A 14,239-nucleotide genomic window follows, 5' to 3' on the forward strand; every position below is an offset into this window, starting at 1 on the left:
CCTCATGACGACTCTCTCGGTGCAACACCCGCTGTTAATTATGGGGCCCATGGTGCGCCGAGCAGAAAAAGCTGCAGTTTGTATTCAGTTTGCTACTTCAAAGCCAGTAAATTGCCGTGTAGAGCTAATTGGCTACGAGTGCTATAGCGAACAAGACACCATAAGGCTAGGGGAGCATTTATTCTTACAGTTTGTGGTAATTAAACCTATAAACAGTCAGTTCCCGCGCGATACATTATTATCATACCAACTATTTTTTGATGACACCCCTGTTGATTTATCAGCATTTAGCTTTAATAGTCAGCCATTACCTGAATTTGTGATCCCCAAAAAACTAACGCAAATATTACATGGCTCTTGTCGCAATGCGCATCATCCTGCAAAAGACAGCCTAGTAAGTTCAAGCCATTGGCAAGCCGTTCAGCGAAGTAATGAACAGCAGGGGGCACAGTTATTACTACTTTCGGGCGATCAAATTTATGCTGACGATGTAGCTGGCCCCATGTTATTAGCGATACATCAGCTAATTAAGCACTTGGGTATTTATAAAGAGCAGCCACTTGATTTAGATTTACCCGCTGACATTGCAGAACAGTTGTATGGTCGCCATTACTTGTTGCCAACTACCTCATGGAAAAACCGCTCAAAACTAGGTATTGGCTATTGGTTAAAAAAGGACGAACCGCATTTTTCCAGTGTTAAAGCATATAATCACCTGATTCATTTTGAAGAGTTCGTAGCGCTGTATTTACTCAACTTTAGTAGCCAAGCATGGCAATACATTGACCTAAATAACTTAAGTTACTCAGGTGGTAACGAAAAAAATCAAGCGCTATTTAATGCAGAAAAAACCGCATTAATCGACTATGCACAAGGTTTAGCAGAGGTAGAGCGATTGTTTGCCAATGTATCTACCTTAATGATGTTTGATGACCATGATGTAACCGACGATTGGAATCTCACCGCAGGGTGGGAGCAAGCCATTAATCAAAACCCCAGTAGCAAGCGTATTGTAAATAATGGCTTAGCAAGCTATTGGCTGTTTCAAGGAATGGGTAACGACGCACTGCAAAAAACCGGATCGTTACTTAGCCCTTTTAACGATTGTTTAGCCGGTGATATGCAGTGGCAATTTAAAGCGTTTGATAAACACCTTAACGACTTTAACCATTGGCATTACGAGCTAATGACCATTCCTAAAGTGGTGGTGCTCGATACCCGTACGCATCGTTGGCGTAACGAGCAAAACTTTAACGAACCTTCAGGCTTACTTGATTGGGAACGCCTCACAGAGCTAGAAGAAAGCCTATTAAGCCATGACCAAGTAATTATTGTATCGCCTGCTCCCGTGTTTGGGGTTAAATCGATAGAGGCAATTCAAGCGGTGTTTAATATGTGTGGGCAACCACTGATGGTTGATGTAGAAAACTGGATGGCCCACGAAGGCTCAGCCAAAAAGTTACTCAACACCTTTAGGCGCACCGACACCCCAAACGAAACGCTGATTTTATCGGGCGATGTACACTATTCGTTTTGTTTTTCAGTGCAAAAGCGTTTTGGCGATCATCCCAACAGAATTTGGCAACTGACAGCCAGTGGCATTAAAAATGAGTTTCCGCGCAAGCTAATAAATATACTCGACAAGCTCGACTCTATTTTATACGGCCCCAAAAGCCCACTTAACTTTTTTACCAAACGTTGGCATATGGAAGTAGACAAACATCAAACTAAAGGCAAAGGGCAAAAGTACTTAGTAAGCGATTCTGCTATTAGTTTGGTTACGCTTGAAGCGGGTAATTTAGGCAGGTACCAGCTAATCCACGGCGACGGCCACACCACCGAATTTGATTTAGAAGAGAAGTAAATTAGAACTTGTAGCAGCGACTTCATGTCGCGTCATTTTTTAATGTCGTTAGCGACGGGCGACGGGCGACGAGTTACGGGCTAAATATCTAAAAGCGCAGCGTCTCTTAACTCTCTTTGCTAATAATTTCTTTGCGCGGCATAAAGCCCCGCCTACAATAAACCGCTATGTTACCCTTATTAGTAGGCGGGAGTTTACCGCGCGCATGTTTAAAGTATGTGGGTATTAGGCTCGTAACCCGCTCCCCGCACCCCGTTAACTTTCACTTCGTCGTTTTTTAATTCGCTTTGGTGCCGGTAACTTATTGGTTAATATAGCTAAACATAACACCACTATAAACAACATCGAGTTTGCGCCGGCTTGCAAGGAGTAATCAACCGACGAATGTAGCATCATGGCTACAATGGCCGTAGCACAACCAAACGCCACCCCCTGATAAAGCGCCGTCTTACGCGTTCGCATAGTATTAATACATAACCACAAACAATAAAGCACCAGCAGTCCTAATAACGCTGTGGCAGGAATACCTAGCTCAACTGCAAATTGTACATAATCGTTATGCGCATTGTCGTAGTAGCCAGAGTAGGGCTCAGATTGATACGCAGGAAACGCAGTATAAAAAGTACCGCCACCAGAGCCCAATAATGGGTTATCTAAAATCAGTGGAATGGAGTCACGTACAACTTCATCTCGTGTTTCTGATTGCAAGCTGGTTTCGCTAATACGTTGTTTTACTTTTTCTACATCGAAAATAGCACCAATAATGATTAAATCAATAATGAAAAAGCTCACAATCAGTAATTTAAAGGCTTTAGGCTTTTGCTTATAAACAAAAAGCGCCAATAAGCTCACTATAATTAAGGCTATAAAAAAGGCCGAATTACCCATGCGGCTACGAGTTAAAATAAGCGCCACAATAATAATAATTAACGAAATGCGTAAAATTATTTTAGAGCTCAATAATACTTCCGCCCAAGCACGTAATGTTTGCTTTAAAGTAGGTTTATAGCCGTTATTCGTGCGTTTTAACTCGCTAATTAAAACACCAATGCCTAAACATAAGCATAATGCTAAGTAATTAGCTAAAAAGTTAGAGTAGGTAAAGGTACCAATTGCACGATCTGTATGTTTGTAACCAAATAAAGGACTGACAATATCGGGAGATAAGTTTAAATAACTAGCGTACAAGGCCTGAAATACACCGGCACAAATAACAGCATAAATTAACTTTTTAATTCGCTCGGCACTATTGCAGTAGTTAAATATTAACCAGCTGAGCATGAGTAAAAAATAGGTTTTTAATAACATTTGTTTGGTTTGAAATGCATCAACACTCACGCCAAACAGCTGTATACCACAAACTAAAATAACCACACCTAGAGTAAGAAATAGTGGCCAGGAATAGCGGGGCGGAAGTAGCGCTTGGTTGTTATTTAACACACTGTGGGTAAGGTGAGTAATAAAGGTAAAGCTAGTTAAAATGCCAATAGCTAAAATTGCCCAAGGTCGGTAACTACCTAAAGGAAGAGGGAATAAAAATAGGATCAAACAAATTAAAAAAAATATAAAACGATTCAAAATAAACTCAAACAAAGTAAAAACGCAGCCAATAGGCTGCGTTTAAATATACTTATGGTAAAAACTAGTTACCGACTTCAGATATACCGTTATCACCACCTGTACCACCAGAGCCTGGAGGTGTTGGTAGTGTTGGTAAACTGCCTACTGGCGGAGCAGGCTGACCTACACCTGGGCCTGCAGCGGTCGCTTCAGAAGCGGTGGTTGCATCAACACCTGCAGTAATTGCAGCAAGTGTAATTGCATCAGAGTCTAAACCTGCAGCTGTAAGTGCAGCTAAAAAGTCAGAAATTAACGGGTTGTCTGCACCAAATTGGGCAACAACAGCTGCAACCATTGCATCAATGTCTGCAGCGCTACACGCGGCATTTAGTAATTTCTCGTCTAATTCAACTTTTTCTTTGTTTTTACAAATACGTTTAATTGCTTCTACTAAATCTTCGCGTAATTGCTCAGATGAAGTATCTGCGGTAACGTTATTAAGAATATCAATAATGTTATTTATGCTCACTTCTTGAACCACAGCATCGTTATCCGTTTGTGCATAGGTTGGAAGAGCAGTAAGAGCTGTTGCGCTAGCTACTAAGCCAGCTAAAAGTAATTTTTTCATTTCTCGTCCCTAGGTTGAGTTTTAATTGCAAAATTTTAGCGCATCGGCGCAAAAAGTAAACTCTTTATTTACGCCATTTTCATTAGATTTAATAATTTTTGATGGTGACAGTATTAAATTACCTTGTACCCCATCACATCCCAAGGATTCGAGTATCTCTAACGTTTCAGTTTTTTCAATTAAACAGGCTAAAACTTTAATACCAAAACCATGACAAATATTATTAACTGTTTGAATATAAAACTGGCTTTGTGGGTTAGTTACTAAATCTTGAATATAACTACCATCAATTTTTACATACTCAATATCAAGACCTTGTAAATACCTGAAAGACGTTAAGCTAGTGCCAAAGTGTTCAATACATACATTAATACCCAGCTCTTTAATTGCATCTATATGTAATGAAGCTACGTGCACATTATAGAGCAAACCAATTTCATGTAGTTCGAATACAAGGTTTGTTTTAATAACGGGTTTAGTGTGCGAATAAAGGGTGAGCCATTGTATAAAGTCAGTTGAGTACAACGATGCCTTGCTAATATTAAGTGCAAATACATCATTAGGGTAATGTTCTTTTATATCTACAAAGCATCGTATAATTTTTTTATCGAGTTCTTCGGTTAAATTTAACTTTTCAGCCATGGCGAATAAGTGGCCATTATTTACTTTTTCACCCTCATGAATAAAGTGGGCAAATACTTCAAAATAACATTGAGAGTCAGTTTTATTAGCTTGCTTTACGGGCTGCACTGAAAAGCTGACTTCACCCGCATTTATAATCGACTTAATTAAAGTACGCCATTGGTTAACACTAAATAATGACTCTTTATCGGTATTATCTAATGTAGCATCTTCGCCAATAGTGCAACTAGTATCAAGTAACGACAACACTTCACCCAAGGCAGCGCCTTGCTCAATGCCAACTATGGCTAAATTAGCGTAACCATTAATGTGTGAGCTATTTTCTTTTTGACTTAACTTATCACTCACATCTAAGCGAGCTTTACTTAAAAATAAAACATCATACGGGGCCAATAAAACGAACGTTCCCCCGTTGAGCCTAAATAAAGATGAATTTGGTAACTCATCAGCAAGCTGTTTCAGTATTTTTGCTGCATCAAGTACATGCTGATCGCCATCTTGATAGCTTACAACTTGGTTAATATTATTTAACGAGGGTAGGGTAAGCATCATTGCGGTAATGGGTGTATCGTCAGTAATATTATTAACAACTGAATTAAAGTGGTTTTCAAACGACTTGCGGTTACCTAGCCCCGTTAACGAGTCTATGTATACCTCTTCGGTAAGTGCTTGAGTTTGTTTTGTTAGTGAATCAAACGTACTTTGTAGGTTTAAAACCATGTTATTAATGGCTTGCGTAACAGTGCGAAGTTCTCGAGCAACCGGTATTTCTTTATTTAAGGTAAAACGCTTTCTTGTTACCAGCATAGCTTGGTTTTCTACTGCTTGTAGTGGCTTAAATACCGCACGTAATATTAAAAATGCAATTGCCAGTGATGCTGCTAATAGTAAAAACGAGCTATATAAGCTGCGCAAGGTGTGCTGCCACAAGGTTAAATAAGATTGCCCAGTATGGCTGGTTACATCAAGAGTACCGGCCATCATCCAGCCATTATTTATTTCAGAATGCATAGTTGGTGCACTTAGTTCAACAGCACCTATAAACCAGCTAGGAACAGACTCTACACGCTTAGGGTTTTGTAATTCAAAAACGATGTTGTTTTGCACGTCAGTAAATTTAATTTGGCTATAGTAACCAGAGTCAAAAATAGCGGTTGCCATCGTCTCGGCAATCATTAGGCTGTCGTCTTCTAAATAAGGAGAGATAGAAAGGCCTAAACTGGTAGCGGTGTCTTGCGCGTGGCTAGCCATTTGCGTTTGTAAGTAATTACGGGTTGTATCAACGTCGGTAATAACGCGTACACAAAACGAAATTATCGAAATTAAAATGATCAAGCCATATACTTGAGTCTTTAAACTCAATCCATATTTAAAGAGTCGAGACATAACTACTAGTTCCTTTATTGTTATCGTTGGCGGGCGCAAGCTCACCTTGTTCAATTCGCTCAAGCATGGTGTTCCAAGCAGAAACACCACGACTATTTTTAACCTTATTACCTAACCCTTTCGACTTAGCTAACCATAAACCTTGGCCATTAAAACTATATATAGGTTTTAAATCACCACGGTTACTGGCAGGTACCAATTTTGTATTAAAATTATCAAGTACTAGCGGTATTTGATTAGGTTGTTCAAAGTATATAAGTACCATGTGAGGTTGATTAACCGTACGCTGGCGTACATACATAAAGCGTATTTTGTCTTCAGGGATTCCTAAGGCTATTAAAGTAAAATACTTTGCAATAACATAATCTTCACAGTCACCCATACCCACCCCTAAGCTTTCTAGTGGCGTGGCCCAGTAATCTTTTTTTGCCAAAGCTCGTCATCGGTTTTGTACTTTATATGCTTATTAAAAAAGTCATTAACTAAATGAATTTTTTGCCATTCGCTTTTGTCGGCAGAGTCATCTATGAAACTCAGCCAGTTTTTTATTCTTTGGTGGCCAGCATCACCATAAAACTGTTTGGCACGGGTAATTATATCGCTATTACGCAAATGTAAAAGCATGTCTTGTGCACAAGCAAAAAAAGACACTAATATAATGATGCAAATTCCTACCCGCACAAAGCCCATCCCTAAAAAATTAACGCGGTAATTATATTCCCATTGAAACTAAAATGATAGGTTATAAAAAGTGCACCCACTACGTCGGTAACATTTCATTAACACAAAACAATCTAAAAGGCTGTTTTTTTGTATTGAGCGAATTTATCTGGTGTGTATAATACCCGCCCATACGGACAGTAGCACTTAAAACACATGCTTAAATTTAGCAACAGCATCAATAAGTTTCTACGAAAAATAAAAAGTTAAGAAAAAGGAATTGAAGTGAAAGTATTAAAAGCAGTCTTGCCTGTTGCAGGTTTAGGTACGCGCATGCTACCAGCCACCAAAGCAACGCCAAAGGAAATGCTTCCGCTAGTCGATAAACCTCTCATTCAATACGTTGTAAACGAAGCAGTAAAAGCCGGTATTAAAGAAATTGTACTGGTTACCCATGCCTCCAAAAACGCAATAGAAAATCACTTTGATACCAGCTTTGAGCTAGAAGCTACCCTAGAGGCCCGTGTAAAACGCAGCTTGCTAGAAGAAGTGCGTTCAATAATCCCGCGAGATGTAAGCATTATTTCGGTTCGTCAATCAGCACCGTTAGGCTTAGGCCACGCAATACTTGAAACTCGGCCAATCATTGGTAATAACCCATTCGCTATTTTGTTGCCAGATGTCATTATCGATCAATATAAGTCGAACCTAAAGGTTGATAACTTAACGCAAATGATCGGCCGATTTGAGCGCACCCAGCATAACCAAATTATGGTTGAGCCTGTCCCACATGAAGAAGTGCACAACTATGGTGTAGTTGATTTAGCGGGTAAAAATATTGCCCCAGGCGAAAATGCAGCCATTACCAACATGGTTGAAAAACCAAACAATGACGAAGCGCCAAGCAATTTAGCCATAACAGGGCGATATGTTGTATCGCCTGCTATTTGGGATTTGCTCGAATTTACGCCACCAGGCGCAGGCGGCGAAATCCAATTAACAGATGCGTTACTGCAGTTGCGTCACTTTGAAACAATTGAAGCGTACCATTTAAAAGGTAAGTCGCACGACTGTGGCTCGAAACTAGGTTATATGCTTGCAAATGTAGAGTATGCAATGCAATCAAGCCTAATGGGTGAAGAATTTACCAAGCGCGTTAAGCAATTAATGGCAAATGCATAAAGTTATGCAAAACCGGTTAGTAAAAAAATTAAAGGGAAATCATGGCTATTAAAATATTAAGTATTTTTGGTACACGACCTGAAGCAATAAAAATGGCACCGCTAGTTAAAGCACTCAATGCCGCAGAAGGTATTGACGCAAAAGTGTGTGTTACTGCTCAGCATCGCGAAATGCTTGACCAAGTTTTAGACCTTTTTGAAATTGTACCAGAGTACGATTTGAATATTATGAAGCCGGGTCAAAGTTTATACGATGTAACAACAAATATCTTGTTAGGGCTAAAACCTATTCTTGAAGAATTTAAACCAGATTTAGTGCTTGTTCATGGCGATACTAGCACTACTTTATCAGCAAGTTTAGCTGCGTTTTATCAGCAAATTCCGGTAGGGCATGTAGAAGCAGGTTTACGCACAGGCAACTTAAGTTCACCATGGCCTGAAGAGGGTAACCGCAAGCTTACTGGTGCTATTACAAAGCTGCATTTTGCACCAACGCAAACATCGCAGCAAAACTTACTCAACGAAGCTGTAAGTGCTGACGATATCGTAATTACTGGCAATACTGTTATTGATGCATTATTACAAGTGGCTGATAAAGTAAAAACCGACACCGCTTTAATTTCAACTCTAAAAGCTAAATTTCCAGAACTCGATGAAACTAAAAAGCTTATTTTAGTTACAGGGCACCGCCGTGAGAGCTTTGGTGGCGGTTTTGAGCGAATTTGTGAGGCATTGGTAGAAATTGCAACTGCGCACCCAGATACACAAATTTTGTACCCAATGCATTTAAATCCTAATGTACGCGAACCGGTAAATCGTATATTAAAAAATGTTGATAATGTGCATTTAATCGAGCCGCAAGACTACCTACCATTTGTGTACTTAATGAATCAAGCTCACATAATCGTAACCGACTCAGGTGGTGTTCAAGAAGAAGCGCCAAGCCTAGGTAAACCTGTACTTGTTATGCGTGACACCACAGAACGCCCAGAAGCGGTAGAAGCAGGTACAGTTAAACTAGTAGGCACAGATAAAGCTCGGATAGTGAGTGAAGTTAATAATTTACTCATTAACGCTCAAGAATATCAATCGATGAGCCGTGCACATAACCCTTATGGTGATGGTAAAGCGTGTGAACGCATTGTGGCTAAAATTAAGCAACACTTTAAAGATTAAAATAAAGTTTAAAACTTTTTCAAGGATTTAGTAATGACAATTAAAACAGTTTCAGTTGTTGGTTTAGGTTACATAGGTTTACCAACTGCGGCGGTTATTGCATCGCGCGGTATGAAAGTAATTGGTTTAGACGTAAGCGAAAAAGCAGTTAATACCATTAATGCCGGTGAAATACACATAGTAGAGCCTGATCTCGACATAATAGTTCGCGGCGTAGTGTCTACTGGTAACTTAAGAGCAACTACAACGCCAGAAAAAGCCGACGCGTTTATGGTTGCAGTACCTACACCGTTTATTCACAGCGAAAGTGGTAACCACAGCGCCGACTTAAGTTATATTGAATCGGCAGCAAAAATGATTGCCCCAGTACTTGAAAAAGGTAACTTAGTTATTTTAGAAAGTACCTCACCCGTAGGTGCAACAGAGCAACTAGCTGCTTGGTTAAGTGAAGCGCGCCCTGACTTAACGTTCCCACAAGATAAAGGCGATGCCGCCGACATCAACATTGCTCATTGCCCAGAGCGTGTATTACCTGGTTATGTATTGCAAGAGCTGGTATCAAACGACCGCGTAATTGGCGGTATGAGCAAAGCATGTAGTGAAAAAGCCGTTAAGTTATACGAAACTTTTGTGCGCGGCGAGTGTATTATTACCAATGCACGTACTGCTGAAATGGCTAAGTTAACCGAAAACTCATTCCGCGATGTAAACATTGCCTTTGCCAATGAATTGTCGGTAATTTGTGACAAGTTAAAAATTAACGTGTGGGAGCTTATTAAGCTTGCTAACCGTCACCCGCGCGTAAATATTTTAAATCCAGGTCCTGGTGTTGGCGGCCACTGTATTGCGGTTGATCCTTGGTTTATTGTTGCAAGTTGCCCAGACGAAGCAAAAATAATTAAACAAGCACGCTTAACTAACGATGCAAAACCGTTCTACGTAATTGAAAAAGTAGCAAAAGCCGCTGATGAATTTAAACGCCCAGTAATTGCATGTTTAGGCCTTTCATTTAAAGCCGATATTGACGATCTTCGTGAAAGTCCGGCATTAAATATTGTTGAAGAATTAGCAGCAAAAAATATTGGTGAAATACTTGCGGTAGAGCCAAATATTGCAGAGCTTCCAGCTAACCTAGCAGATAAAAATGTTAGCTTAGTATCGCTAGAAAGCGCGCTAGAGCAAGCAAATGTCGTTGTGGTATTAGTTGATCATAAACAATTTAAAGCAGCAGATAAAACAGAATTTGCATCAAAAGTTGTTATCGACACTCGTGGTATTCTTTAAAGCTTAAAAATATGAATAAAGAGTTTTGAATGTATATTAATAAGAATACCAATAATGCCTAAAAAACATATCGCTTTAATTATGCCCCTTTCTACCTATGACTGGGGCAGTAACAATTGCGGCGGCGTAGACAGTGTATGCCAAATGTTTGCAGAATATTTGGTTAACCATGATGACGCTAACTTTAGGTTTACCATTATCGGGCTTGACCCGCAAAGTAAAATTCCTTTCACTGGTGATGCTATTCGTCTATCAGATAATGTTGATTTTATTTGGCTGCCTACATCAAGTAAGCAAGTAAAATTTAAAATTCCTGGTATTATTTGGCAAAATTGGCATGTTCGCAAGTTGTTAAAAGCTTTGAATCCTGACTTAGTGCATACCCACTTTTGGAGTGCACTAATTGGCAATGGTTTTAAGGGGAAATCGGTTGTTACTGTTCATAGCTATAAAAAGATTGGGCGTCATAACTTTGGATTTTTTAATAACTTTCTATATGAAAAAATAATTCCTAAGTTTACTAGGCATTTAGGTGATAAAAAGTTTGTTGTTGGTGACATTTTAAAACAAGCACTAGCTAAAAATAATATTAAAGCAAACATAATTTATAACCCGATAGATGACAGTTTTTTTAATAGCCCCAAACAAAGTCAATTAATTGAGTACCCTCAGGAAATAAAGTTTATAACGTGTGCCTTAATTAACCCTAAAAAGAATATTGAGCAATCTATAGACATCATCCATATGCTTAATCAAAAGGGAATTGCATGCCGCTTAGATATAGTGGGGTCCAAGTCGAACAAAGAATATGCACAACAACTAGAGCGCAAAATTGAAGCGTTACAACTAGAAAAATCAGTTGCCTTTTTAGGTAGAAAAAACAAGTACGAATTAATTGAGCTTTATAACAATGCTGATTGCGGTATTTTTACTTCGAAAGAAGAAACCTTTGGCTTGGTTCCGCTGGAAATTTTAGCTACGGGGCTTCCTTTAGTCTGTACTGAAGTAGGCATACTCGCTGAGCAAAAAGAGTTTTTTCAATCAATCGGTGTTTTGTATATAACAGAGTCAACAACAGTTGATGAAATTACAGCAAACTTAAATAATTTCGATAGAGAATTATCTGTGAAAAAGTTAAAAGAGTTATTTAATACTTCACAGATAATTAAGCATTATAAGGCCGTTTATAATGAGCTTGTTTTTAAGGCTGAGCGAGAACAATAATGTTTAATGCATTACTAAAATATGCTCCAGTGCAAATTTTTGCTGCAATTAGTGTTTTTGCATTAATTAGTATTCATACCAAGTTATTAACTACAACAGAATACGGAATGTTGGCATTAATGCTATTAACGGTTGAAGTTGTAAGGGCGGTAGCTGCCCAGTGGATTAACGCTAGCATGCTGCGTTTACTTCCTAGTAAAACAGCAGACAAACATGAAAATTTTGCAGCGATTGCCAGCTCAATTATTTTTTGCAGCACATTGCCAGCTTTAGCATTAGTTAGCTTGGGGTTATATTTAACAGGTTTATTAACCTTATCTACGTTTTTAGCTACCTTTTTAGTTTTTTTAACTAAAGCTCTCTATCAGTTCTATCTTGAATTAGCCCGTATAATGGAGCGTTTAAACCAATATAGAATTGCCGTAATTACTCAATCTATTATGGCTATAGTAATTACAGGCAGCTTGCTAGTTTATTCTCCTAATATCCTTTCTGCATTATCAGCCCTTGCTTTAAGCTATTTGGTTGCAGGTTTAGTTGTTTTTAAACCGCTTAAAATCAGTATTAATAAGCTTAAAACTGCAGATGCTAAGGTTATTTTCTCTTATGGCTTACCTCTTATGGCCAGTGGCTTAGTTGCAGCAATATCAAGTCGTTTAGACCGTTATTTTATTGCCGACTCATTAGATTTAGCACAAACAGGTATATACGCCGCTATATCAAATATTTTATTAGGAATTGGCGCACTTATTTTTATGGTTGTCGCCTTGCCAAGTTATCCTGAATTAACAAAAAAAATAAACGATAAAGCTGCTTTGTACAAAGCCCATGGTGAATATTTAACTTTATTATGTTTAATTTCAATGCCTGCTTTAGTTGGGTTTTGTATTTTAGCCGAGCCGATAACGCACTTATTACTAAGTGAAGAATATTTATCACAAGGTTCTACTGTTATTTATATTTTATGCGCGGGGGTGTTTGTTTTAAATTTGAAGGCACATTATATAGATCATGGTTTACAGTTCTCTTTAAACACAAAATACCTGCCAAAAATCAGTGTTTTTTCATTAATATTAAACCTATCATTATTAGTTACTTTGATTCCTCCTTTTGGTTTGATAGGTGCAGCGAGTGCTTTTTTAATTGCTAATACTATCGCATTGGTTATGAGCTTATGGTTATCGCTAAAAAAAGGGTATAGATACGCTGTACCGTTGCAGGTTTATAAAATTCTACTTTCAACTTTGTGTATGGCTATATTTCTACCTGAATTACGTGTTTATCACTTTGTGATAATTGATATGTCCATAGTCAATATTATTATTGATGTAGTTATTGGTGTGAGCATTTTCTCATGTGTGCTTGCCATACTAAATTATAAAAAATGTAAAGCATGGGTAATAAATAAATGAAAAGTGAAAATATTTATAAAGTAATGATGTTCACTTTTTTGACGGCATTTATTTTTGGCGGCTATTTACTAGAAAACGTAGGTATAAAATACGTATCAGAAGGCGGAAATCCGTTAGTTAAAATACATATTTCGACGTATATATTAATGCTAATCGTTGCCATTTTTACGCTTAGAAGAGGGATCAATATGCCTCTAACTAGCCTGAAAGAGCTTAGAGCATCATGGCTAATAAGTTTTTTGTGTATTGTACTTGTTATATTTTACGGCTTAATTAGATTTGGTACCTCGGGGATGGCTTACTTGGTTGATACTATGGTAGCCCCGCTTTTAGCTCTATATTTATTGAGTCAGTTGAATATCACCCATAAAAATAAACTATTAACGTTGCTTGCATACTTATTATTCATAAATTCAGTTATAGCTATTTTAGAGTTTATGCTTGGTAGTTCACTGATATCTGTCCAGTTCTCTAGTTTTAGTTATTTCAGATCCGTTGCTTTACTGACTCACCCACTTAATAACGCGTTGATTACCGCTGCTTTGGCACCTTTACTAATGGGCTATACGCGAATTCCTTACTTAATCTATTTTACTGTAGTTACGTTAGCACTCTTTGCTTTTGGTGGAAGGGGAGCTACAGGGATATTTCTGCTAGGCATGTTCTTACTTGTAATGCCTAAAATTCCATCATTTGTGTCTAACGGTTTTAGAGTATCTAAAATACGATTTGCAGTAATACAAGCGCTCGCTTTTTTTGCATCTATTTTCACTGTATTAATAATAACTTTGACTCCAATTGGAGCACGTATCTTAAATAAGTTACATGTTGACTCTAGTGCTCAGGCTCGATTTGATGTGTTTATTATTTTAGACCAATTGAGTTTTAGTGAGTGGCTTCTTGGCGCACCAGCCTCGATTATGCAGAATATTGAATTTTATATTGGTATCAATACGATAGAAAATTATATTGTTGGCTGGATTGTGAGTTTTGGATTAATTTCAACGGTTTTACTTTTAATTGCTTGTTTTAGCACTGCTGGTAAATTGGCTCTCAATGGTCCAGCTCAATTAAAGGTAGCATTGTTTGTCTTATTAGGGGCTTCGGTTACCAATAACGCATTAGCAACAAAAACCCCCGTACTTCTATTTTTTATTTCTTGTTTATATTTGGTTTATTCCACTAAAGCGACTGATGATGAAAAGGTTGGGGTTAAGTGATT

General features: G+C 38.2%; 10 protein-coding genes and 1 pseudogene. 7 read left to right on the plus strand and 4 right to left on the minus strand.

The annotated features are described in order from the left end of the window. The first annotated feature begins 4 nt into the window (after nucleotides 1-4). Nucleotides 5-1,864, plus strand: a complete 1,860-nt coding sequence (locus tag AC0L7Q_RS05965; protein ID WP_413401745.1) for an alkaline phosphatase D family protein — start codon at nucleotides 5-7, stop codon at nucleotides 1,862-1,864. A gap of 255 nt (nucleotides 1,865-2,119) precedes the next feature. Here AC0L7Q_RS05965 and AC0L7Q_RS05970 read toward each other — a convergent pair whose 3' ends face one another. From AC0L7Q_RS05970 to AC0L7Q_RS05985, 4 genes and pseudogenes are all read right to left on the minus strand, one after another. Beyond that, nucleotides 2,120-3,442 (minus strand): O-antigen ligase family protein, encoded by a 1,323-nt coding sequence (locus AC0L7Q_RS05970; RefSeq protein WP_409425198.1) that lies wholly within the window; start codon nucleotides 3,440-3,442, stop codon nucleotides 2,120-2,122. 64 nt (nucleotides 3,443-3,506) lie between these two features. Further along, nucleotides 3,507-4,052, minus strand: a complete 546-nt coding sequence (locus AC0L7Q_RS05975) for a hypothetical protein (RefSeq protein ID WP_409425199.1) — start codon at nucleotides 4,050-4,052, stop codon at nucleotides 3,507-3,509. A gap of 21 nt (nucleotides 4,053-4,073) precedes the next feature. Next, on the minus strand, nucleotides 4,074-6,080 hold the full coding sequence (locus tag AC0L7Q_RS05980) for a bifunctional diguanylate cyclase/phosphodiesterase (protein ID WP_409425200.1): 2,007 nt from the start codon (nucleotides 6,078-6,080) through the stop codon (nucleotides 4,074-4,076). After that, nucleotides 6,064-6,761 (minus strand): annotated as a pseudogene (locus AC0L7Q_RS05985) (transglutaminase-like cysteine peptidase). The gene AC0L7Q_RS05980 and the pseudogene AC0L7Q_RS05985 overlap by 17 nt, the downstream one beginning before the upstream one ends. Nucleotides 6,762-7,025: 264 nt before the next feature. Here AC0L7Q_RS05985 and galU point away from each other — a divergent pair. Genes galU through AC0L7Q_RS06015 form a run of 6 tightly spaced genes read left to right on the plus strand, consistent with a single transcriptional unit; the run spans nucleotide 7,026 to nucleotide 14,237 of the window. Further along, the gene (galU, locus tag AC0L7Q_RS05990) at nucleotides 7,026-7,922 is read left to right on the plus strand and encodes a UTP--glucose-1-phosphate uridylyltransferase GalU (protein WP_413401748.1); all 897 of its coding nucleotides are present in this window, start codon (nucleotides 7,026-7,028) and stop codon (nucleotides 7,920-7,922) included. A 41-nt stretch (nucleotides 7,923-7,963) separates the two neighbouring features. Then, nucleotides 7,964-9,097, plus strand: coding sequence for a non-hydrolyzing UDP-N-acetylglucosamine 2-epimerase (gene wecB / locus AC0L7Q_RS05995; RefSeq protein WP_409425202.1), 1,134 nt, complete (start codon nucleotides 7,964-7,966; stop codon nucleotides 9,095-9,097). 33 nt (nucleotides 9,098-9,130) lie between these two features. Further along, on the plus strand, nucleotides 9,131-10,381 hold the full coding sequence (gene wecC / locus AC0L7Q_RS06000) for a UDP-N-acetyl-D-mannosamine dehydrogenase (RefSeq protein ID WP_090492899.1): 1,251 nt from the start codon (nucleotides 9,131-9,133) through the stop codon (nucleotides 10,379-10,381). Between the two features lie 54 nt (nucleotides 10,382-10,435). Beyond that, entirely contained in the window at nucleotides 10,436-11,605 is a 1,170-nt protein-coding gene (locus tag AC0L7Q_RS06005) for a VpsD family glycosyltransferase (RefSeq protein WP_409425203.1), read from the plus strand. Then, complete coding sequence (locus tag AC0L7Q_RS06010; RefSeq protein WP_409425204.1) at nucleotides 11,605-13,017, plus strand: lipopolysaccharide biosynthesis protein; 1,413 nt, start codon at nucleotides 11,605-11,607, stop codon at nucleotides 13,015-13,017. Before AC0L7Q_RS06005 ends, AC0L7Q_RS06010 begins: the two co-directional genes overlap by 1 nt. Further along, on the plus strand, nucleotides 13,014-14,237 hold the full coding sequence (locus AC0L7Q_RS06015; RefSeq protein WP_409425205.1) for a VpsF family polysaccharide biosynthesis protein: 1,224 nt from the start codon (nucleotides 13,014-13,016) through the stop codon (nucleotides 14,235-14,237). Before AC0L7Q_RS06010 ends, AC0L7Q_RS06015 begins: the two co-directional genes overlap by 4 nt. Nucleotides 14,238-14,239: the final 2 nt, after the last annotated feature.

Source organism: Pseudoalteromonas sp. KJ63-1, assembly GCF_055808145.1.

Excerpts from the sequence above, each read along its gene's own strand:
- AC0L7Q_RS05965 (WP_413401745.1), top strand. The coding sequence starts at position 5 with ATGACGACTCTCTCGGTGCAACACCCGCTGTTAATTATGGGGCCCATG.
- AC0L7Q_RS05975 (WP_409425199.1), bottom strand. The coding sequence starts at position 4,052 with ATGAAAAAATTACTTTTAGCTGGCTTAGTAGCTAGCGCAACAGCTCTT.
- AC0L7Q_RS05980 (WP_409425200.1), bottom strand. The coding sequence starts at position 6,080 with ATGTCTCGACTCTTTAAATATGGATTGAGTTTAAAGACTCAAGTATAT.
- wecB (WP_409425202.1), top strand. The coding sequence starts at position 7,964 with ATGGCTATTAAAATATTAAGTATTTTTGGTACACGACCTGAAGCAATA.
- wecC (WP_090492899.1), top strand. The coding sequence starts at position 9,131 with ATGACAATTAAAACAGTTTCAGTTGTTGGTTTAGGTTACATAGGTTTA.
- AC0L7Q_RS06005 (WP_409425203.1), top strand. The coding sequence starts at position 10,436 with ATGCCTAAAAAACATATCGCTTTAATTATGCCCCTTTCTACCTATGAC.
- AC0L7Q_RS06010 (WP_409425204.1), top strand. The coding sequence starts at position 11,605 with ATGTTTAATGCATTACTAAAATATGCTCCAGTGCAAATTTTTGCTGCA.
- AC0L7Q_RS06015 (WP_409425205.1), top strand. The coding sequence starts at position 13,014 with ATGAAAAGTGAAAATATTTATAAAGTAATGATGTTCACTTTTTTGACG.